General features: G+C 56.7%; 17 protein-coding genes. 5 read left to right on the top strand and 12 right to left on the bottom strand.

The features are described 5' to 3' along the window. Nucleotides 1-23 precede the first annotated feature (23 nt). The 4 genes from JJB07_RS03660 to JJB07_RS03645 all read right to left on the bottom strand — a co-directional run bounded on the left by JJB07_RS03660 (nt 24) and on the right by JJB07_RS03645 (nt 3,252). Nucleotides 24-1,403 (bottom strand): sensor histidine kinase, encoded by a 1,380-nt coding sequence (locus JJB07_RS03660; protein WP_201631220.1) that lies wholly within the window; start codon nt 1,401-1,403, stop codon nt 24-26. Continuing rightward, entirely contained in the window at nt 1,400-2,077 is a 678-nt protein-coding gene (locus tag JJB07_RS03655; RefSeq protein WP_201631218.1) for a response regulator transcription factor, read from the bottom strand. The genes JJB07_RS03660 and JJB07_RS03655 overlap by 4 nt, the downstream gene beginning before the upstream one ends. Before the next feature lie 66 nt (nt 2,078-2,143). Then, nucleotides 2,144-2,860, bottom strand: coding sequence for a geranylgeranylglyceryl/heptaprenylglyceryl phosphate synthase (locus JJB07_RS03650; RefSeq protein WP_347338313.1), 717 nt, complete (start codon nt 2,858-2,860; stop codon nt 2,144-2,146). Nucleotides 2,861-2,961: 101 nt separating this feature from the next. Then, nucleotides 2,962-3,252: a YerC/YecD family TrpR-related protein gene (locus JJB07_RS03645; RefSeq protein WP_201631214.1), complete on the bottom strand. Its 291-nt coding sequence runs from the start codon at nt 3,250-3,252 to the stop codon at nt 2,962-2,964. A gap of 203 nt (nt 3,253-3,455) precedes the next feature. Here JJB07_RS03645 and JJB07_RS03640 point away from each other — a divergent pair, with 203 nt between their 5' ends. Then, the gene (locus JJB07_RS03640; RefSeq protein WP_201631212.1) at nt 3,456-4,508 is read left to right on the top strand and encodes a DUF6687 family protein; all 1,053 of its coding nucleotides are present in this window, start codon (nt 3,456-3,458) and stop codon (nt 4,506-4,508) included. A gap of 73 nt (nt 4,509-4,581) precedes the next feature. After that, nucleotides 4,582-5,223, top strand: a complete 642-nt coding sequence (locus tag JJB07_RS03635; protein ID WP_201631210.1) for a peroxiredoxin-like family protein — start codon at nt 4,582-4,584, stop codon at nt 5,221-5,223. A gap of 60 nt (nt 5,224-5,283) precedes the next feature. On the opposite strand, the gene JJB07_RS03630 is transcribed toward JJB07_RS03635, so the two are convergent. The 3 genes from JJB07_RS03630 to JJB07_RS03620 form a co-directional block, all read right to left on the bottom strand. Further along, the gene (locus JJB07_RS03630) at nt 5,284-7,449 is read right to left on the bottom strand and encodes a DEAD/DEAH box helicase (protein ID WP_201631208.1); all 2,166 of its coding nucleotides are present in this window, start codon (nt 7,447-7,449) and stop codon (nt 5,284-5,286) included. Nucleotides 7,450-7,645: 196 nt separating this feature from the next. After that, nucleotides 7,646-8,983: an ATP-binding protein gene (locus JJB07_RS03625; protein WP_201631206.1), complete on the bottom strand. Its 1,338-nt coding sequence runs from the start codon at nt 8,981-8,983 to the stop codon at nt 7,646-7,648. Nucleotides 8,984-9,002: 19 nt separating this feature from the next. Next, nucleotides 9,003-10,373: a TerB N-terminal domain-containing protein gene (locus tag JJB07_RS03620; RefSeq protein ID WP_201631204.1), complete on the bottom strand. Its 1,371-nt coding sequence runs from the start codon at nt 10,371-10,373 to the stop codon at nt 9,003-9,005. A gap of 166 nt (nt 10,374-10,539) precedes the next feature. Between JJB07_RS03620 and JJB07_RS03615 the strand changes: the two genes are divergently transcribed. Next, a complete protein-coding gene (locus JJB07_RS03615; protein ID WP_201631201.1) occupies nt 10,540-12,672 on the top strand; it encodes a HelD family protein in 2,133 nt (710 codons plus the stop codon). A gap of 46 nt (nt 12,673-12,718) precedes the next feature. Here the strand turns inward: JJB07_RS03615 and JJB07_RS03610 are convergent, their stop codons facing one another. After that, on the bottom strand, nt 12,719-14,740 hold the full coding sequence (locus tag JJB07_RS03610) for a glycoside hydrolase family 13 protein (RefSeq protein WP_201631199.1): 2,022 nt from the start codon (nt 14,738-14,740) through the stop codon (nt 12,719-12,721). Nucleotides 14,741-14,939: 199 nt separating this feature from the next. Between JJB07_RS03610 and JJB07_RS03605 the strand changes: the two genes are divergently transcribed. Next, nucleotides 14,940-15,860: a WD40/YVTN/BNR-like repeat-containing protein gene (locus tag JJB07_RS03605; protein ID WP_201631197.1), complete on the top strand. Its 921-nt coding sequence runs from the start codon at nt 14,940-14,942 to the stop codon at nt 15,858-15,860. A gap of 55 nt (nt 15,861-15,915) precedes the next feature. Here the strand turns inward: JJB07_RS03605 and JJB07_RS03600 are convergent, their stop codons facing one another. The 4 genes from JJB07_RS03600 to JJB07_RS03585 form a co-directional block, all read right to left on the bottom strand. Then, complete coding sequence (locus tag JJB07_RS03600; RefSeq protein ID WP_201631195.1) at nt 15,916-16,248, bottom strand: hypothetical protein; 333 nt, start codon at nt 16,246-16,248, stop codon at nt 15,916-15,918. A gap of 57 nt (nt 16,249-16,305) precedes the next feature. Further along, a complete protein-coding gene (locus tag JJB07_RS03595) occupies nt 16,306-16,968 on the bottom strand; it encodes an MOSC domain-containing protein (RefSeq protein WP_201631193.1) in 663 nt (220 codons plus the stop codon). After that, entirely contained in the window at nt 16,965-17,330 is a 366-nt protein-coding gene (locus tag JJB07_RS03590; RefSeq protein WP_201631191.1) for a VOC family protein, read from the bottom strand. Before JJB07_RS03590 ends, JJB07_RS03595 begins: the two co-directional genes overlap by 4 nt. 103 nt (nt 17,331-17,433) lie before the next feature. Further along, complete coding sequence (locus JJB07_RS03585) at nt 17,434-18,228, bottom strand: ferric iron reductase (RefSeq protein WP_201631189.1); 795 nt, start codon at nt 18,226-18,228, stop codon at nt 17,434-17,436. A gap of 148 nt (nt 18,229-18,376) precedes the next feature. Here JJB07_RS03585 and JJB07_RS03580 point away from each other — a divergent pair, with 148 nt between their 5' ends. Beyond that, the gene (locus tag JJB07_RS03580; protein ID WP_201631187.1) at nt 18,377-19,237 is read left to right on the top strand and encodes an SDR family oxidoreductase; all 861 of its coding nucleotides are present in this window, start codon (nt 18,377-18,379) and stop codon (nt 19,235-19,237) included. Nucleotides 19,238-19,276 lie beyond the last annotated feature (39 nt).

Genomic DNA, 19,276 nt, shown 5'->3' with positions numbered 1-19,276 from the left:
ATGAACAAAAGATGAACTTCAGATTACAGCCTCGGCAACCGAACCCGCACCTCCGTCCCCACGCCCCACTCACTCTCGACGTGGATATGGCCTCTGTGCAGAGCCACGATCTTGGAGACGATGGCAAGCCCCAGCCCGCTGCCGGCGGCCGTTCGATTGCGGGACTTGTCCCCTTTGTAAAAACGCTCGAACACCCGCGGCACTTCGGAAGCGGGGATGCCGATGCCCGTGTCGCGAATCGTGATCCACAAGTCGGACCCTTCGTTGATCAACTCCACTTCGACGGAGCCTTCCGCCGGGGTGAATTTGATTGCGTTCGTCAGCAAATTGATCCAGACGAGATGCAACAATTGGCGATCTCCTTGCACGGTGACTTCCGGCAAGTCGAGCGCCATGTGCAAGTTTTTCTCCTGCCATTGCCACTCCAAGACGAGGACGGCCTCGCGAATCTGCTCGTCGAGGCGATAGGGAGTCTTGTCGGGAGCCGCTGATTCTCGTTCCAACGACGCGAGCGTCAGCAATTGCTTGCTTAGCGACGAGAGGCGCTCGCTTTCCGCTTCGATGATGCCTAAGTAGAGGTCGCGTTCGTCCGCTTCCATGTCTGCGGTGCGCAGGGCTTGCGAGAAGCCCTTGATCGAGGTGAGCGGCGATTGAATTTCGTGCGAGACGTTGGAGACGAACTCCTGTCTCATCGCTTCCACCTGTTTCAACTCGCCCGCCATCTTGGAAAACTGCCGCGCCAATTCGCCGATCTCATCTCGGCGTGACGATTCCAGACGGATGTCGTACTCGCCCTCGGCGATTTTTTGCGTGGCGGCCGTCAAGCGGTTGATCGGTTTGACCACGAAACGCATGAACACGACGAGGAACAGCAAACTCAACACCAACGTCCCCACCAGCAAGAACGCCAGCAGAACGCGCACTTCGCCAAACATCCGTTCAATGTCGGGTCTCAGAAACACCGCGTACGTCTTCCCTCCAACATGCAAGGGAACGCCGACAGAGTTCTGCAACGTATTTTCAAAAAAGCCCGTGACGAACAGCCCGTGCCGGTTCTCTAAAATCCCTTGGTACTTCTCGCCGCCAAGCACCCTCTGCACGACCCCATCATCCAATCGATCGTCTTTGAACTCCGTTCCGTAGCTTGTTCGATGACCCTGCTCGTCGATGGTGAACAGTTGATAGTTGAGATGAGCCGCCGTCTGCAAGTACGGGTCGAGCTCCAACGTCGGATTGGCTTCGTACTCCGCCACCAAGCTCTCGGCGACGCCCATCAATTTTTCTTCGTTGTACGATTTGAGGAAACTCTGGTAGTAGAGATTCGCGAGCAGGAACGACAGCACGCTGCTCACCAGCAAAGCGAGAATCGTCAGCACCACGATGCGTACATACAACGTCCTCATTCTCCCGCTGCCTCCAACTTGTAACCAAGCCCCCGCACGGTCACGATCGACACGTCGCGGGCGTCTGCCAATCGTTCCCGCAGTCGCTTGATATGCACGTCCACCGTGCGGGAGTCTCCTTCGTAATCGATGCCCCAGATGCGTTGAATCAGTTGGTCGCGGGTCAAGATGCGGCCCGGATTGCCGGCGAGCAAGGCCAGCAATTCAAATTCCTTGCGCGGGAGTTGCAGAGGTTCGCCCGCCACGTGGACTTCGTAATTGGAGAGGTCGATCCACGTCTCGGCGAAACGCAAGACCTCCTGCGACATCATCTGGTAGCGCCGAAGCAACGCCTTCATCCGAAACAGCAACTCGCGGGGCTCAAACGGCTTGACGAGATAATCGTCCGTCCCCGACAGGAAGCCCAGTTCCTTGTCCTCGACTTCTCCTTTCGCCGTCAACAGGATGACGGGGATGTCGTACACGTCGCGAATTTCACGGCACAACTCCAACCCGTCCCGGCCCGGCATCATCACATCGACGACGGCGAGGTGAACTTTCTCCCGCTCCAAGATCGCGGAAGCTTCGATCCCGTCGGATGCTTCCAGCACCGCATAGCCCTCTTTGAGCAGATAAAACTTCACCAGCGTTCGAATGTGCGGGTCGTCGTCTGCAATCAACACATGGATTCTCATCGGCCACCTCCACCAATCAGACATTTGAAAAAAAGGCACAATCCTCTCCGCGAGGCTGTGCCTTTGTTACGTACTCTTCGCAGCTCGTACCGTCTGCTCCAACACCTCGCGCCAGTTTTCGCGGTACAGGGCATTGCCGACGATGATCGTGTCGGCAAGCGTCGCCATCTCCGCCGCTTTTTCATAGGAATCGATGCCCCCGCCGTAGAAAATGTGCGCGTTCTGCACGACGCGGGCGATTTCCTTCACGGTCGCGGGGTCGCCGTACGTGCCGCTGTACTCGATGTAGATCACCGGCATCGACAGCAACGCTTCCCCGGCCACCGCATAGGCGGCCGCTTCGTCGGGGGTGAGTTCCGTTTGCGCTTCGGTCAGCTCGGCGACGGCGCAGTTTTCGTTGAGCACGAGGTAGCCCTCGACCAACACCTTCGACCAGTCGATGAACGGACGGTATTTGAGCAGCGCCCGAACATGCTCGCCGATCAGCCAGCGCGGGTCGCCGGCATTGAGCACCACCGGAATGGCAAAACCGTCCACGCCGTCGACCACCGCGTCTTCGGACGAAATCTCCTGCCAGACCGGCAGTTCCGGAACGTGACGACGCAAGGAACCGAGCAAGGCGCTCACGTTGTCGTATGTAATCCGTTGCGTCCCGCCGAGCAACACCGCGTCGGTGCCGGATTCGCGAAGCGCGTCCAGCAAATTCTCCGGCAGTGGACGGTCGGGGTCGAGCTTGACCACGTGCCGCCAGTTGCGCCACGGCTGCTCATTTGGCTTGGTCACACGGACTTCCTCCCTTTTTTTACAAACTGACCTAATCATGACTTCCTAAACATAACAAAACCTCCGCTCAAAGGAAAGCGAAGGTCTGTTTGCCGTCAAAACTATCGATTCAAGCGTTCCAACGCCAACTTGTATCCGTCGGTGCCGTAGTTCAGGCATCGCTTGACGCGCGAGATCGTCGCCGTCGAGGCCCCGGTCTCCGCTTCGATTTGATTGTACGTATGTCCCTTGCGCAACATGCGGGCAACTTCCAGGCGTTGGGCCAGAGATTGCACCTCATTGACTGTGCATAGATCATCAAAGAATAGATACGCTTCTTCCAGCGATTCTAATTGGAGGATCGCTTCGAAAAGCTGGTCAACTGTTTTGTCTCGAAGCTTGTCAAGTTGCACGTCTATCCCTCCAGTCTGCTTCACAAACTCTGATACGTCAGCGAGGCAATACTTTAGCTCTGTAACGCTATATATTCGGCAAGCCTCCGCGAGATTCCTGCAGTGGCATTCCTTGGTTATTATAACAAAAGGTGTTGTGTTATGGAAATCAAGATCTTATACTTACATGTATAGAAAGTCACAAAAAGAGGAGGACCCGGTTGATGATACCGCAATTTTTTGTGCTTGGAAGTTCGGACGTTCGTCCGCAGAGTGCGAAGACGATTTTCGCCGACGGGTCGGCGGACAGTACGTACCGCGAGGGCGTGGACATGGAGTTGAGCCATTGGATTCCCAATCGGACGCCTGAGGAATTCAAAGCGAACACGTCTACGGAGATCTGCATGAAGTTCGTCGCGGCCCATTCGACGGAGGGCTGGGAGTTGGCGATCAACAACCATTTGGATTGCGACGGTGTGCTGTCGATCTTCACGTTGGTACATAGTGAGTTTGCCCTGAAACATCGAGAAACCATTGTGCAAATTGCCGAGATGGGCGATTTTATGGGTTGGGGAGACCGCCCGGCGCAAGTGGCATACCAGGCGTTGACGAAGTTCATTTTTGGAGCGAAGGCGGACAAAGTGGACATTCGCAAGATTTACGAGGATGCGTTTGAGTTGCTGATTCGTTTGTTGGAGTCGGACTTGGCGCAAGACCCGAAAGCGCAGGACGTCTATGCGGTGGTGGATCGGTCGTTGGAACTGGTGGAGTCGGGGCGGGTGAGGCGTGAAGTTTTTGGGAAGCATTTCGTGCTTTATCACATCCCGGCTGATGCGGTTCGTGGAGAGTATGAGCGTGCGTTGCACATCCCTGCGTTCAATTCGTTGCTGACCGATGCTGCGCTGCTCCTCCCGCAAGTTCGCCACAAGCTCGATCCGGATAAAGTACATCTCGTCTCCGTCGAAGGTCCGCAGGGCACGTACTACGATCTCTGGTACCCCGGCTACATGTGGGCGGAGACGCCGTTTGCGTGGCGGGCACCGGGGTTTGCATTCAGCGGGAGTACGAACGGGCATTATTACGGGCACCCGCCGCTGGAGGAGATTGTGAGGCAGTTGCAAGAGATGGAGACGGCCGAGGGCACGTGGACGCTGGCGAAGGATCTGTCGCCGTTCGCGAGCATCAAGGGCCGTGATTTCCCCGTGGTGCTGTCGTTCTTGACGCAGAGTGCGTTGGCTCCGCAAGTTGTCGCGGAGATGCTGGCGAGGGCATTTTAACAAAAGGAAAGACTTCGTCCATTTAAAACGTTATACTATTCTCATTCCCTTTTACAAGGAGCGAGAACCCTCGATGAGTTTGAACTTGGAATTGAAACAGATGCGTGCGGACTTTGTTGCAAAAACCCCTGTGGAGGTACACGGCATTCTCTTTAAGATCATCGAAGACCTGCAATCCTCCGGCATTGCCACCGGTCTGGAAGTCGGGAGCAAGGCGCGCGATTTCCAACTGACCGATGCATTGGGGCAACCGGTCCGCTTGTCGGACGAGTGGAAAAAAGGCCCGGTCATCCTGCAATTCTACCGTGGTGCGTGGTGCCCGTACTGCAACGTCCAACTGCTGTCCTACCAAAAAATCCTGCCCGACATCCAGCGACTGGGCGCTCAATTGATCGCGATCTCGCCGCAGAGCCCGGACAACACACTCTCTCAAACGGAGAAGTTGGAACTGAACTTCCATGTCGTCAGCGACACACGCGGGTTGGTCGCAGCCAAGTACAACTTGCTGTATGACGTGCCGGAGTACCTGATTGACATGTACAAATCCTTCCCGCTCGACCTCACCGAGTACAACGCCTCGGAGCGCTGGATTCTGCCGGTTCCCGCGACGATCATGATTGACGAGGACGGCATCATCCGGTATTCGCACGTTGATCCGGACTTCACCGTGCGTCTCGAACCATCCGAACTTTTGTACCACCTGCAAAGCCTGTAACCCAAGTTCATGAAAAAGAAGCCCGATCCGCGCTTTGGCGGTTCGGGCTTTTTTTCACGCTCAGTTGCGGTGGATCTTCCACTTCTGCACGGACAGCCAATCGCGAAGTCCGTCGAGGTCGCGGACGATCTCGTCTTCGATCCAGAGTTGGAAGTTTCGCGGGAGGTACGCCGCGAATTTGGTGGGCGGGTTTTTCTCCGGTTCGAGTCCGCGGCCCATGAGCAGGTATTTTTCCTCGTTGCCTCGGCGGAGGGTGTCGGTGAGGAAGTTGAGGGCTCGCTTGGCGAGTCCTTTTTCAATTTCGCCGCCTTCGATGGCGAGGGAGAACGGGCTTTGTTTGACGGTGAGCGAGGACTCCTGTTCGCGCAACCAGCCGCGCAAGAGCGTCGCCATCGCGTTCTGGCGGCGAGTCCCTGCGAAGTCGTAAAACGTTAGGGTTCGCTGCCCTTCTTGAATCACCCGCGCTTCCGACGTCCAGCCCAAAGTCGCCGCGATGTTGCGAACGTCTTTGAGACGGTGCCACGCCCGCGGGCTCAGGTATTCCAGATCTTCAGCAGCCGTGTAGACCGCGTACATGCGATCGGCAATCTGCGGGTGGATGTAGCGGGAGCCGGACAACCAGATCGGCTTTTTCCCGTCATAAGCGGGCTCGACGTAGACCGTGCCCCTTTTTTCATCGAGGGAGGTGATCGACCACATCTGACCGCCGAGCAACAGCGATTCGCCGACCATCACCAGCGGATTCGCTTCGATGGTGCCGACTTGCCGTGCGCCGTGCAAGACTTTGTACAGAGCGGGCGATTGAAAAACGGCATAGAAGTCCCGCGAGCGCACGAGCTTCTCCCCCTCGGTGCCGGGGATGCACTTGCCTTCGACGATCTCCAACCAGTCCTCGGCGAGCATCCATTCCAGCAATTCACGAACACGCGGAGTCGGCAGATGCGCGAACGTTGGATTCTCGGCGATCTCGCCCAGCAAGTCATCGCGAAACACTCCGCGCTGCTCCGTACACAGCGAGAGAACTTGGTGGAACAGCAGGTCATACGTCATCCGACGAGGCGCGGCGGGCTCGATCCATTTTTCAAAAAGCAGTTCGGTGATCGCCACCGCCTGCACCAAATCTTCGTCCTCCGTCGCGTACATCATCAGATAGGAATCGGTGCCCTCCCGACGACCCGAGCGTCCGAGACGCTGCTTGAGCGACGAGACGGAGTGCGTCGCGTCCACCTGAACAACGAGGTCGAGCGAGCCGATGTCGATCCCGAGTTCGAGGGTGTTCGTGGAGACGACGGAGAGTGGTTGGCGGGAGGTCTTCATCTGCTCTTCGACCCATTCGCGCTCCGACTTGTCGAGCGAAGAGTGGTGCGCGTGGTACTTCTGCACATACGTAGGTCCCCCGAGCGTGCGGCCCGTTTCGTTGAGGCGGTGGGTCAGCTCTTCAACTTGACCGCGGGAGTTGGCGAAGAGGATTGATTTTTTGTCCTTGGTCAAGTCGTAGAGGTCGGAGATGAGCGCAGGTGGGAACGTTCCGTTTTGCTTGGGGAAGAACTCGACTTGCAGGAAGATCTGCCGCTTGCCGTCCCCCGGATTGATCACCTCGACTCCCTCCGGTTCCTCCGGATGCAAAAACGCCTGTGCCACCTCCGGTGCCCCAATCGTCGCGGACAAGCCGATCATGACGGGGGTTCGTTTCATATAGCGGCGCATGCGGGCGAGCAGAGATTGAACTTGCAAGCCCCGGTCCCCGTCGAGGAAGGCGTGGAGTTCGTCGATCACGATGTACTCGACTTCGCGCAGCAAGTCGGGGATGCGGTCGGTCTGGTTGACGAGCAGGGCTTCCAGCGACTCCGGCGTAATTTGCAGGATGCCGCCGGGGTTGGCGAGCCACGTCATTTTTTTCGAACGAGAGACGTCCGAGTGCCACTTGAGCAGCGGGATGTCGAGGCGCTCCGTCAAGCGTTCGATGCGTTCGAACTGGTCGTTGATCAGCGCGCGCAAGGGGGACAGGTACAGGACTTTCAACCCGTTCACGCCCTCGCGTTCCAACAAACTCAACACAGGCAAAAAAGCAGCCTCCGTCTTGCCCGAAGCTGTGCCCGCCATGAGGAGGCAATGTTTTTTGTCGAGGATCGCGGGGATGGAGAGTTCTTGGATCGGCGTGAACCGGCGCCATTCCATGTCCCAGACGATTTTTTGCAACGTGGGGCTGAGAAGTTGAAAGGTCATGGGGAGACCTCCTGAATTTAAATGGAGTCGCAAATTACCAGCACAATGCTCTCTATCATTTTATCCCGGAAATAAAGAAAGAGACCCTGTGAGCTGGCGGATAGGGTCTCTTTCTTCAGAGGTAGGAACCTCTTGCATTCGAAACGTATACGTTTTATCCTACAATGCACCATTTACACTGTCAACGTGTCGCGAACTACTCCAACATCCGCCCCGTAAACCTGCGGGTCTCCGCCTGCGCCAGTTCCAATCTTTCTTGGAAGATCGTCCCGCGATCCATCTCGGGGTTTTGGTGCAGGAGGTTGAGGATGCCGATAAACTCCCGAATCAACTCGCGCGGGGTGATGAACTGCACGCCGCCCGGTCTCGCGAGGGCTTTTTGCACGATTTCGAGGATGTTGTCGTCGGTGACGAGCCGGGTGATGTCGTCCACTTGGTAGAGCGCGGCGTAGACATCGCGCATTTTTTGCAAGAGGACGTAGAGTTCTTCCGCCGACAGCGGGGCCAGTTTGATCACCGGCTGCCGCAAATCGCGGAATTGCTCCGTTTCGTACTGGTTCGTCTGCAACCGCGACTTCAACGCTTTGTACGAGAACAACCCACGCCGCTCGTCTTCCAAGAAATCGGTCGTCCCCATGAACATCAACATGAGATTCGTCGCGCGGCCCTGCGTGCATTCATTGTAAAACTCCAACACCCGCTCGTAGTTTTTGCTGCGCGCTTGCGGGTGGTCGATCTTGTACAAGTTGATCGCTTCGTCGAACAGCACCAGCAAACCGCGATACCCGATCGACGTGATGAACTTCGTCAAGACCTTCACATAATCAAACCAATTGTCGTCGTTGATGATCTCGCGAACGCCAAGGTCGGCACGCGCCTCCGTCTTGGTTCGATACTCCCCGCGCAGCCACTTGATCGAGTATTCCTGCGCTTGTTCATCCCCGCTCAAATAGCCTTGGTAGTACTTCCCGAGCACCGTCGCGAAGTCGAACCCGCCCGACAACTCCTGAATTTCATGGATGACCTTCTGCACTTCGGCGGTGACCAAGCGGGTGAAGCGAGCGTCCGTTGCATCCGGGACGCCGTCGAATTCTTGCTCCACCGCAACTTTCTGTTGCAGATCGGACAGCCAGCGCTCGATGAGCGAACGCAGGGCATTGCCGTTGGGCTTTGATTTCGTGGAGAGGTTCTGGATCAGGTCGGAGTACGTCGCGACCGCTTTGCCGTCGTGGGCGTAGAGGCGGCGATTGGCCGTCAGATCGGTGTAAGCGACCACGAAATTCTCACGGTAGGCGATGTAGCGGGTGAGGGTGGCCATGAAACTTTTCCCCGTCCCGTAGTCGCCGATCAAAAACTTCATGCACGACAACCCGTCGGCAGTCAGGTTCAAGTCCTCCACCAACTGCCGAATCTCCCGCACGCGGCCGACGACCACGTGCTCGATGCCTTCTTGCGGGACGACCCCGCCGCCCATCGATTGGATGATTGCGTTGGCCGCCTTGCGCGTGAGTTTGCTGTTCACCATCTGACTCATCTGCCGTTCACTCCTCCTGTCATCCACGCGACGCCCACTCTCTCAGGGCCGCTTCGTGCTCCTCTGCGATGTAGACCTCGTCCTCGTCGTCTTCCAGCAACGGCTCGAACCCGGCGTCCATCGCGCTTTCGTTGAGCTTCATCACCGTGGCGTCGAGGAACATCCGCTTGAGTTTCAACCATTCGGCCAAGCGGCGGCGTTCCCGCTCCCCGCTCTCGACGAGATGTCGCAGAAACGCCTGCTCTCCACCATTCAGGTTTTCCAAAAACTCCTCCAATTCTCCCGCTTCTATATCTGAAAAAAGCGCAGGAGAGGGAGTCGTAACAGAAACCGTAGAAACCGCCGAAACCACGGGAGCCTCCCGCATCAACGGCTCCTCGGCGGAATTCTCCTCTTGCATCATGTCCACGAGCCACTCCGTCTCGGTCGTCAACGCCTGCACCCTCGACAGATCGAGCACCACAGGCTCCTCCGGCAGTTCGACCGTGAGCGTCGGTTGCACAATTTCAGTTGCAACTCCCGACGCTTTGCCCTCGCGAGGCTCTTTCTTTTTCTCCGGCACTTCCGGCACCGGATAGTCAGACTCCAAGTCCTGGAAGTACAGCGCCAGCGACTCGTCACATTTCAAACGAGGCTTTTTCTCCACACGCCGCAACAAATTCTCGGCATAGCGAAGCGCATGCTTCACGAAATGCACGAACGTGCCCGCCTGCTCATACCGACGAAACCCGTCGAGGTAATACTTCTCATGAATCGGCGTGTTCGAAAACAGATAGATCGTCGGCTCATCCGTATACCGAGCAAACTTATCCAACGGATGCATCCCTTCGATCTCATAAAACTTCCGAAACGCCGCCTGCATCAGCCGCTCGATCTCCGGTTCAATTCCCGGCATGTGCTCCCGATAGAACTGCGACTTCGGCACCCCCGCCACTTTTTGCAAAAACGAAAGCGGGATGTCGCGGTGCCCGAAGCGGTACCAAGACAACTTTTCAAAAAGGTCCCCGGCCGTGCCGTGCGTGTACCAATACAACGCGTTGTCGATTTCGCCCATCTTGAGGTAGAAGTCGCCAATCCAGCGCACGACCGTGACATCGAGCCTCGGCTGGATGTCGTGGAAGTCGTTGTAAAACTCGACCAGCCTCTCCACCGCCAACTGCGGGTCTTGCCTATATTCCAAACTCAACAGTTCAAAGATATGAAGATTCATGTAAGACAGGCTCGTCTTTCGCACATATCCTCGCTCCCAGAGCGACCGCCAATACAAAAACCACTGCAACTGATCCCGGTCGAGATGTTCATGCTTCGGCCAGTTGTGCGAAAATTCTACTTCGGGGGACGAGGTGCCCTGTACATCTCGATAGCGACGCACCGCTTCCCGAAATTGCATGGCTTTCAGTTCCCCAAGTTCCAGAGGCCCTTCACCTCCCGTCTGCCTTGTGTCCTACTCTTCATCGTACCCCTTCCGCTCCTTGCCTGCAACCTTTCCCTGTGATATATTGGGAACCTCTCGTCTGCAAGTGGGGCGAAATACTCTCAAATGGAGGTAACTGATCTTGGAACCTGAGATTCAAAGTGCCTACAACTCAGAGCTGCAGCGGCTCGAAAAAACGGCTGCCGAGATTGAAAGCCAATTGCAGACCCTCGAAGGGATTCCGCGCTATTACGGAGATGATCTGACCGAGCAAGCCTTGGACAACATCCGCGAATCCCAGCGTCAGGCCCTCACGATCGCAGGTCCCGAGCCGTACTTCGGACGGCTGGACTTTGAAGAGGAAGGTCATGACCAACCTGTTCCGCTCTACATCGGCAAAGTCGGCGTGGAGAACATCGAAACGGGCGAACTGCTCGTCATCGACTGGCGCGCTCCCGTGGCTTCGATGTTCTACTCGTTCACAGGCGGGGATGAACCCGCAACCTACGACTCCCCCGACGGCCTCATCCAAGGACTTATCTATCTGAAACGCAACCTCGTCATCCGCAAGCAAATTCTCCAACGCGTGGTCGACGCCTACGAACGAGGCGGCGAAAACCTCGCCGTCGCCGATGAATTCCTGCTCTACCGCCTCGGAGAGAACAAGGACAACAAACTCCGCGACATCGTCTCCACGATCCAAGAAGAGCAGGACAAAATCATCCGTTCCGCCAAAAACCTCGCCCTCGTCATCCAAGGCGTCGCCGGTTCGGGAAAAACGACCGTCGCCCTGCACCGATTGGCGTTCTTGCTCTATCAATACCGCGAAAACGTCCGGGCCGAGCGCATGATTATCTTTGCGCCCAACTCCATGTTCCTCGACTACATCTCCAGCGTCCTGCCCGAACTTGGCGTCGGCGGCATCCAACAGACGACATTCACCGATTGGACGCTGGACCTGCTCGACCAAGAAGTCTCCATGACCGACCCCGCCGAGCGTCTCACCGAATGGTTCGCCATCGGCGAGAACCGCCCGACGCTCACGAACGAAGCACCCGGTCGTTGGAAAGGCTCGCTTCACTTCAAGCAACTGCTCGACGAACAGTTGCAAGCTTACGAAACGACCTTCGTCCCCGAGGCCGACTTCACCCCGTGGGAGGGCGCAACGCTTCGCCACCGAACGGTCCGCGAGTGGTTCCACACCGAATACAAACACTACCCGCTCGCCAAACGCCGTGAGCGTGTCCACGCCCGCATCAAGCGCTGGATGGAGATGGAGCTCGACAAAGTCTGGGAAGTTCATCTCAAGAAAGACTACAAAAAGTCGGGCAGTGCCAAACTCAAAACCTACTTCAAACTCTGGCCCGCGCACACGCCGTTCACCCTGTACAAGCTCTTCGTCTCCGAATTGGAAGAGATGCCGGAAGCTCTGCGCAAGTCTTCCGCCAAGAGCTTCAAGAAAAAGAAAGTCGAACTCGAAGACCTCGCCCCGCTGCTCTACATCCGAGACCGTTTGCACGGCATCGACGGCAACGACGTGTTCGACCACACGGTCATCGACGAAGCGCAAGACTTCTCACCGTTCCAAATTGCTGTGCTCAACGACCGCACACGCGGCAAGTCGTTCACGATCCTCGGCGACCTCTCGCAAGGAATTCACGCCTACCAAGGCATCCGCGACTGGCAAGAGTTTCTGGGGCTGTTCGGCGAGGACGACAGCGCGTTTTTCCGACTGGACCGCAGTTATCGGTCCACGATGGAGATCATTCACTTTGCCAATGTGATCTTGGAGCGCTCCGGCGAGCCTGTGACGCTGGCGAAGCCGGTCTTCCGCTCCGGGGAAAAAGTGGTCGTTCACGCTGTGACTCCCGACCACCGTCTGGAAACCATCCGCCGCTCGCTGGAACACTTGCGCAGCGGAGAGTCCTCCACCGTCGCCGTCATCGCCCGCACGGATGAGGAAGCCCGCGAAATTCACGAGTACCTCGCCGAGCAGGGCATCGAGACGACGCTGATCCACTCCGGCCAACGTCAGTACCGCGGTGGACTCTCCGTTCTGCCTGTGTACCTCTCCAAAGGCTTGGAGTTCGACGCCGTCCTGCTCACCGACGTGGACTCCACCCGCTATGAATTGAACCCGCAGGATGCCAAACTTCTGTACGTCGGTTGCACACGCGCCTTGCACCACCTGTGGCTCTTGCATACGGGCGAAGTCTCGCCGCTGATCTCGGACCTCAGCGACGACATCTACACCCCCGAACTGCCGATCACGTAGAAAAAAGCCTTCGACCTCCTGAGAGGACGAAGGCTTTTTTTGAACGCTACTGCACCAGAATCGCGCCGTAGTGGCCTTGTACATTCAACGTCACCGAGCCGTTGGACACCGTGTACGTCGTGCCGGTGATCTTGTCTGTGAGCGTGGAGCCGTTGGTTACACTCATCTGGTTCACCGGAACGGTGACCGAATGCGTGACGCTGTCGTTGTTCAGAACCACGGCGATGCGGTTCGTGTTGTCAAAACGCCCGTAGGAGAAAATTTTGTTGATGTCGTCCGTTTGCAGCGTCATGAACGAACCGGTGCGCAGAGCCGGGTACTGGTTGCGAATCCCGATCAACTTCTGCGTCAACGCTACAGCGGAGTTCGCGGTGGAGCCCTGTGCCCAGTCGAACGTGCGGCGGTTGTCCGGGTCTGCGCCCCCTTGCATGCCGTACTCGTCTCCGTAGTAGATCGTCGGCGTTCCCACATACGTCATCTGGAAGAACAACGCCAGATACGTTTTCCAAATATCCCCGCCCGCACGCGTGCCAAATCGAGTGATGTCATGGTTGGTCAAGTGGTTCGACATCGCTTGCTGGACATTGGTCGGGTAGTTGGCGCGCGTTCCTTTCAACCAGGAGTCAAATCCGGAAGCGGTGATCGAGGCCGCGTTGTTGCTGTAATCCTTGCCCGTGATCCACTCTGAAACCGGCTGTGTGAACCCGTCGAAGTTGGTCGCACCGTCCCACTGCTTGCCGTCTGCCGTCCACGGATTCGCATTGCCCCAGAATTCACCGAAAATCGCCGCGTTCGAATTCGTGGACTTCACGGCGTTGCGGAACTCCGTCCAGATGTTATGGTTCGTCGCATCCGAACCGTTGTTGCCGTTTGCATCAGCATATTGCGCCGCGTCCAAACGCCATCCGTCAATCGAATACGGCGACGAGAGATAGGTCTTGGCCACCGAGGTCGAGTTGTTATACATCACATTGCGCACCGTCGAACCCGACGCCCCGAAGTTGAGCTTCGGCAGCGTATCAAAGCCCATGAAACTCGCGTACGTGTTCGGCCACGCCGAGAAGTTGTAGTAGCTGGAGTACGGGCTCGACGTCGACTCATACGCCCCCGTGGTCGACGTGTAATTGTTGTACTTGTCGAACCACTGGTGAGCATCTCCCGTATGATTGAACACGCCGTCGAGCACGAGGTATCCCTTCGGTCCGTTCGTCGTGCTGTGGATCGTCGAGGACAAGTTCTGCAAGGTGGTGTTCGAGCCAAACGCCGGATCGACCGTCATGTAATCTTGGGTATCGTACTTGTGAACGGACGGTGCTTTGAAGATCGGGTTGAGATAGACGATGTTCGCACCGAGCGTTTGTTTGATGTAACTCATCTTCTGCGAGACGCCCGCCAGGTCGCCGCCGAAGAACACGAGGTTGTTGTCATAGCCTGTATCCCCATAGACCGAAGCGCCCCACGCTTTTTTCTCCGTCGGAGTGCCTTTGTAGCTGTAGGAGCCCGTTTGTACGTCATTCGTCGTGTCGCCGTTGTAGAAGCGGTCCGGGAAGACCTGGTACATGACGCCGTTTTTCATCCAATCCGGAGTTTTGAAGCCCGGGAGTACGTAAAAGTCGCCCGAGGTCGGCTCCGTACTGGAGATGCCTGCCGCATTGTACCAAGCGGTTTTGGTGCCGTCGGTGATCTGGAAGCGATAGTATTTCGCCGAAGCACTCGCCGGGAGCGTGCCTTGCCAGATGTCATAGATTCCGGTTGCGTCGTTTTGCAACCAACTCATGGGGACGGTGTGGAACGCGCTGTCTCCCGAGTCGTAGTATTTGATCGTAGCCGATGTGATGTCGCCTTTGTACGTGCGGAATTTCAAGGTGATGCTCTGTGTGGAGGTCGGCTCTGGCGCACTGTCATAGACCGGGCCTTGGTCGTGGAACAACCCGTTCCACTCTACGTTGTTGTCGTTGGATGCTGCGTACACGGGATTCGAGAACACCGCATACGGAATTGCCACGGTCGCAAACAGCGCAACCGTTTGCACTGATTTGAACAACTTGCTCTTGCGCATTTTGCTCATGAGTCTTGCCTCCCTTTGTATGTGCGTGCAAAGCTTGTTTCACTTTATTTACTGAAACCGCTTTCTATAAATCATAATCCTTACGATGTACTTTGCCTAGAGGTAATTTCTGATTTTTTAATATTCTATACCCTGTAACGAAAAAACGTAAAATGGTTCCAACTAAGTAAGAACATGTAGATCGAGGGAGGCGTGTCGTATGCAACGATGGAGTAGATGGGTACTGGGCGGAGTGTTGGGGCTCGGAGTGTTGGGGGTTGTCTATTCGGGGCTCAACGAGGGGAACAAGATCGATCCTATACAAGGTCTCGCCTATTCACCGGACGGCAAGACGTTGTACCTCGCGACGGATACGGGAATCCTGCATTACTCAGACGAAACCGGCTGGGTCAAGCCTGAGAAGCAACAGCGAATCTCCGGCTTCACCGCCGCTCACGATGCCCTATACATAGGAAACGACGGTTTGCAAAAAAGCACCGACGGCGGCAAAACATTTGAAAAAATCGGGGCAAGCGGCCTGAAGTTCGACTTCCTCGCCGCCTCGTTGCACGGCAACACGATCTACGCCTACTCGTTGAAAAACGGCCTCACCTACACCCAAGACGAAGGCAAAACGTGGACGCATGTCGCCGCCAAAGGTCTTGAAGGCGATGAAATCCTCTCTCTCGCCGCCAATCCCGAAGACGACCGCTGGATTGGTGTAGGAACCAAGAGGGGCATGGCGATGTCCGGTGATCGCGGAGAAACGTTTGATGTGGGCTATTCGGAGAATGTGATGGCCGACAACACCCCGGTGACGGCGTTGCTGTTTGACTCGCACGACCCGGACCTTCCCGTAATGGGTCTTTCGTACAAAGGGACACCGCAGATCGCGATTGGCCCTTTTTCCCCGAAATTGTACATCTCTTCGATCAAAGGTGGCCCAGGCTTCTGGAATCAACCGCTCAAGAAACTCTACGCCCTGCACCCGAACGACGAAGCCACGCACATTCTCGCCAATCCCTCGTCAGGAACCGACTACATCATCACCACGAACAAGGGCGACGTGATTCGCTTCTCCCCGCTGTCCAGCGCGTATCCCAAGAAACTCATCGACCACGGAACCCTCCTACAACCATAGAAAACAGAAAAAAGACCGGGCCCGCACAGGCCCCGGTCTTTTTTTGCGTACTCTCTTAGGAGTTTTGCTCTTCGCGCGGGTCGACTTGACCGTCCGGCTCGAAGTTTTTCTCAAACTCGTCGAGTTGCACTTGGAGTTGCTCCAGCACTTGGTCCCCGTTGATCTGTTCCGTCTGGGTGACATCGTGCATCGGATGCATGAACATCCCGCTGTTCGCCTGCGTGGCAACCAACGCTTGAGCGTTCTCAATCGGTTCGGTGACATATTGACGGTTGTCGGTGGATTCGTCCCCCGAAAGGTTCTGCACGGGGTAGTTCGGGTCTTCCGTCAACCGCAGTTGCTTCTGGTTCGTGAAGTCCTTGAAGCTTTGCTTTTCACCTTTCGTCACTGTGCAAGCCCCCTTTGACCAATGGTCTTGTCGTAGGTTGCCCGGTGACGCCGTCCGTCATCCCGAGGTCGGATTCTCCGCCGCTTCCAACAGATTCTGCAACATGTTCCGCCAGTTGTCAGCCAACGCGGGCACGGCGAGAATCTTGCGGAGAGCGTCCGCGTTTTTCTTGTCATGATAGACGGTGTGCATGCAGAAATCAGCGGTAACTCCGTGGAGGTCGCGCTCCAACAGCCGAACATCGCTGTCCTTCGCGATGTGACCCTCCTGAAGCGTTCGGAAAAAATACCCGCTCTTCGCCTGCAACGCCGTCTGCTGGAACAGTCCGTTCACGTCGAGCTTCAGATCGATCGTCTTGCAGGGAATCCGCGCTTGGGTCACTTGTACGACCGCTTCTCCCACTTGGTAGGTGTCCCCGATGCACACCTGCTCTTCGGTCAGCCCCCGAAGCGTGAGATTTTCCCCAAACGCCCCCGGAGGAAGTTCGATGCCGAAATGCTCGTTCCAATGCGCATAATGCTCGGCCGGATACACGCAGAGAGTGCGGGCTTCTCCCCCGTGGTGCTTGGTGTTCGCCACATCGTTGCCTTGCAAATTCGCGAAGGACAGCCAGAGCGGGCCGTCGACCGGCGCTTTGTAGATGCCGGTCACGGAGTCCTCGTCGCCGAACTTCACCTGCTTCGGCTCCCCTGTATACAAGCCTACGATCTCAATGCTCATGCTTGTGTAAACTCCAAACGATTGCCCCACGGATCGTTGACGAAGAATCGGATCACGCCCGGAATCTCGTCGTTGTCTTTGATTTCGATGCCCTTCTCCACCAGGAAGTCACGCAGTTCGGAGATGGCGTGTACGGCGAAGGCCGGATGCGCTTTTTTCGCAGGGGCGAATGGTTCTTCGACCCCGATGTGCAATTGCTGAGCCCCGCACTGGAACCAGCAGCCGCCGCGAACTTTCAACTTCTCCGGCTTCTCCAACTCCTCCATCCCCAACAATTCTCCGTAAAAGCGTCTCACTTCGTCCTCGACGCCCTTGGGAATCGCCACCTGTACGTGGTCCAACCCTGCGTATTTGAAACTCATCCACAATCCCTCCAGTCAGAATCTTCCATGCTCGATAGCTTCATTGTACCCCTGACTCTGCCGTTTGTCATGAAAAAAAGACCCGCGCGTTGGCGGGTCTCATCTAGTGTTTCGGGATCATCTTCGCCCGTTCGGCTGAAGAAAGTCGCGGGCAGGTGTAGCACGGCGGGCGGTCTGCAAATTTGTAGGCGAGGCAACACGTCTGACGTACGCGCACCCATTGCGGAGGCTCTGCTTCTTCGAGAAACACTTTGTTGCACGCACAGGAGAGCGGCGGAGTTTTCGTCATGCCAGGGCATGCCATCAGCGCTTCAAAGTCCCGCAGGGCGCGGTCTTGCAACGTCTGCTCTTGGGTCAGCACCTCTTCGTACAGCCAACAGCTGTAGTTGCCGAGGTTCCCCCACATGACACGCAGGGAAAGTCCGATCTCCGTGGCAATTTGCAACGACAACCGTCCGAGGTTGTCGTCAAACAGCGAGCGAAACACCGCGCGGCGCAGGCTGTCCTCTTTTTCCAAGTTCTCAAAAGGTGCCGTGCGCGTTTCCGGCTTGTGGAGGACGAGTCTTGCAGGCAGGTCGTCTACGAGCACGATCTCCACCGATTCGGCGGGGGCGAGAATTCCGAGACGCAGGCGGGTCAGCGGGGTCAAGATCGAGATCAGCAACTGCGCACAATACCTTTTTTGAAAAAGCGACGCAGCGGCGGCGAGGTCGTCCGTGTTCATCCGACGTGCCACACGCTCGATCACCTCACGCAGGCGCGGGCCCTCCAGCAGATCTTGCACGCGGAGAATTTCTTGGTAGGGGCCGTCCGGGGGCGTGTCTACCGTGAAGGAGAGCTCGATGCCTTGTGCGTTCAAGTCGTGTAGTGTGCGAGTCAACGGGTCGGTCGTGATCATGGGTCGCTGTCCCTCCTGCCGTTCAATTGATTTTCATTCTCAATGATAAAGGGACGAGGAGGATTTGTCAATTTTGATAAAGGGGCCGCTTTTGGGGAAGTGTTTAGAAAGACTGGAGAACCACGGACGAGGGAGGTTTTTTTGAACCATGACGGAAAAAAAGCAAGCATTTCCCCCGCAGCACCAAAACCAGCAACCGGGCATCGAGTCGGAGATGAACCCGCGCCCGAAGTACGAGAATCAAGGTTACAAAGCGGCCGGCAAACTGGCGGGCAAAGTTGCCTTGCTCACAGGCGGTGACAGCGGAATCGGGCGGGCCGTTGCCGTGCTGTATGCAAAGGAGGGTGCCGATGTCGCGATTGTGTACCTGAACGAGCAGGGGGACGCCGAAGAAACCAAACGAGCGGTGGAAGCGGAGGGCCGCCGCTGTCTGCTGATTCCGGGCGATGTCGGTGACGAGGCGTTCTGCCGGGATGTCGTGGCGAAAGTCGTACAGGAGTTTGGCAAATTGGATGTGTTGGTGAACAACGCCGCCGAGCAACACCCGCAGAAAAGCCTGCTCGACATCACAACCGAGCAGTTGGAGCGCACGTTCCGCACGAATATCTTGGCGCAATTCCATTTGAGCAAAGCGGCGTTGCCTCATCTCAAGGGAGGCAGTTCGATCATCAACACCGCCTCCGTCACCGCCTATCACGGGCACAAGGAGCTGATTGACTACTCCGCGACCAAGGGGGCGATTGTCACGTTCACCCGTTCCCTGTCGTTGACGCTCGCCGACCAGGGCGTTCGCGTGAACGGGGTTGCCCCCGGCCCGATCTGGACACCGCTGATTCCTTCGACGTTCACTTCCGAGCAAGTTGCGACATTCGGGACGACGACTCCGATGAAACGCGCCGGACAGCCGGAGGAAGTGGCCACCGCGTATGTGTTCTTGGCGTCTGACGATTCTTCGTATGTGACGGGGCAGATCTTGCACGTCAACGGCGGCGAGATCGTGAACGGATAAAAAAAAAAGACTCGGCCCGCGACGGGTCGAGTCTTTTTT

Origin of the sequence: Tumebacillus amylolyticus (genome assembly GCF_016722965.1) — a bacterium.
GTDB lineage: Bacteria > Bacillota > Bacilli > Tumebacillales > Tumebacillaceae > Tumebacillus > Tumebacillus amylolyticus.
The sequence above is the reverse complement of the archived record's forward strand: the minus strand, read 5'-3'. Positions and strand labels throughout refer to the sequence as shown.

Coding starts and splice junctions, on each gene's coding strand:
- JJB07_RS03660 (WP_201631220.1), bottom strand. CDS start 1,403: ATGAGGACGTTGTATGTACGCATCGTGGTGCTGACGATTCTCGCTTTG.
- JJB07_RS03655 (WP_201631218.1), bottom strand. CDS start 2,077: ATGAGAATCCATGTGTTGATTGCAGACGACGACCCGCACATTCGAACG.
- JJB07_RS03640 (WP_201631212.1), top strand. CDS start 3,456: ATGATACCGCAATTTTTTGTGCTTGGAAGTTCGGACGTTCGTCCGCAG.
- JJB07_RS03635 (WP_201631210.1), top strand. CDS start 4,582: ATGAGTTTGAACTTGGAATTGAAACAGATGCGTGCGGACTTTGTTGCA.
- JJB07_RS03630 (WP_201631208.1), bottom strand. CDS start 7,449: ATGACCTTTCAACTTCTCAGCCCCACGTTGCAAAAAATCGTCTGGGAC.
- JJB07_RS03625 (WP_201631206.1), bottom strand. CDS start 8,983: ATGAGTCAGATGGTGAACAGCAAACTCACGCGCAAGGCGGCCAACGCA.
- JJB07_RS03620 (WP_201631204.1), bottom strand. CDS start 10,373: ATGCAATTTCGGGAAGCGGTGCGTCGCTATCGAGATGTACAGGGCACC.
- JJB07_RS03610 (WP_201631199.1), bottom strand. CDS start 14,740: ATGAGCAAAATGCGCAAGAGCAAGTTGTTCAAATCAGTGCAAACGGTT.
- JJB07_RS03605 (WP_201631197.1), top strand. CDS start 14,940: ATGCAACGATGGAGTAGATGGGTACTGGGCGGAGTGTTGGGGCTCGGA.
- JJB07_RS03595 (WP_201631193.1), bottom strand. CDS start 16,968: ATGAGCATTGAGATCGTAGGCTTGTATACAGGGGAGCCGAAGCAGGTG.
- JJB07_RS03590 (WP_201631191.1), bottom strand. CDS start 17,330: ATGAGTTTCAAATACGCAGGGTTGGACCACGTACAGGTGGCGATTCCC.
- JJB07_RS03585 (WP_201631189.1), bottom strand. CDS start 18,228: ATGATCACGACCGACCCGTTGACTCGCACACTACACGACTTGAACGCA.
- JJB07_RS03580 (WP_201631187.1), top strand. CDS start 18,377: ATGACGGAAAAAAAGCAAGCATTTCCCCCGCAGCACCAAAACCAGCAA.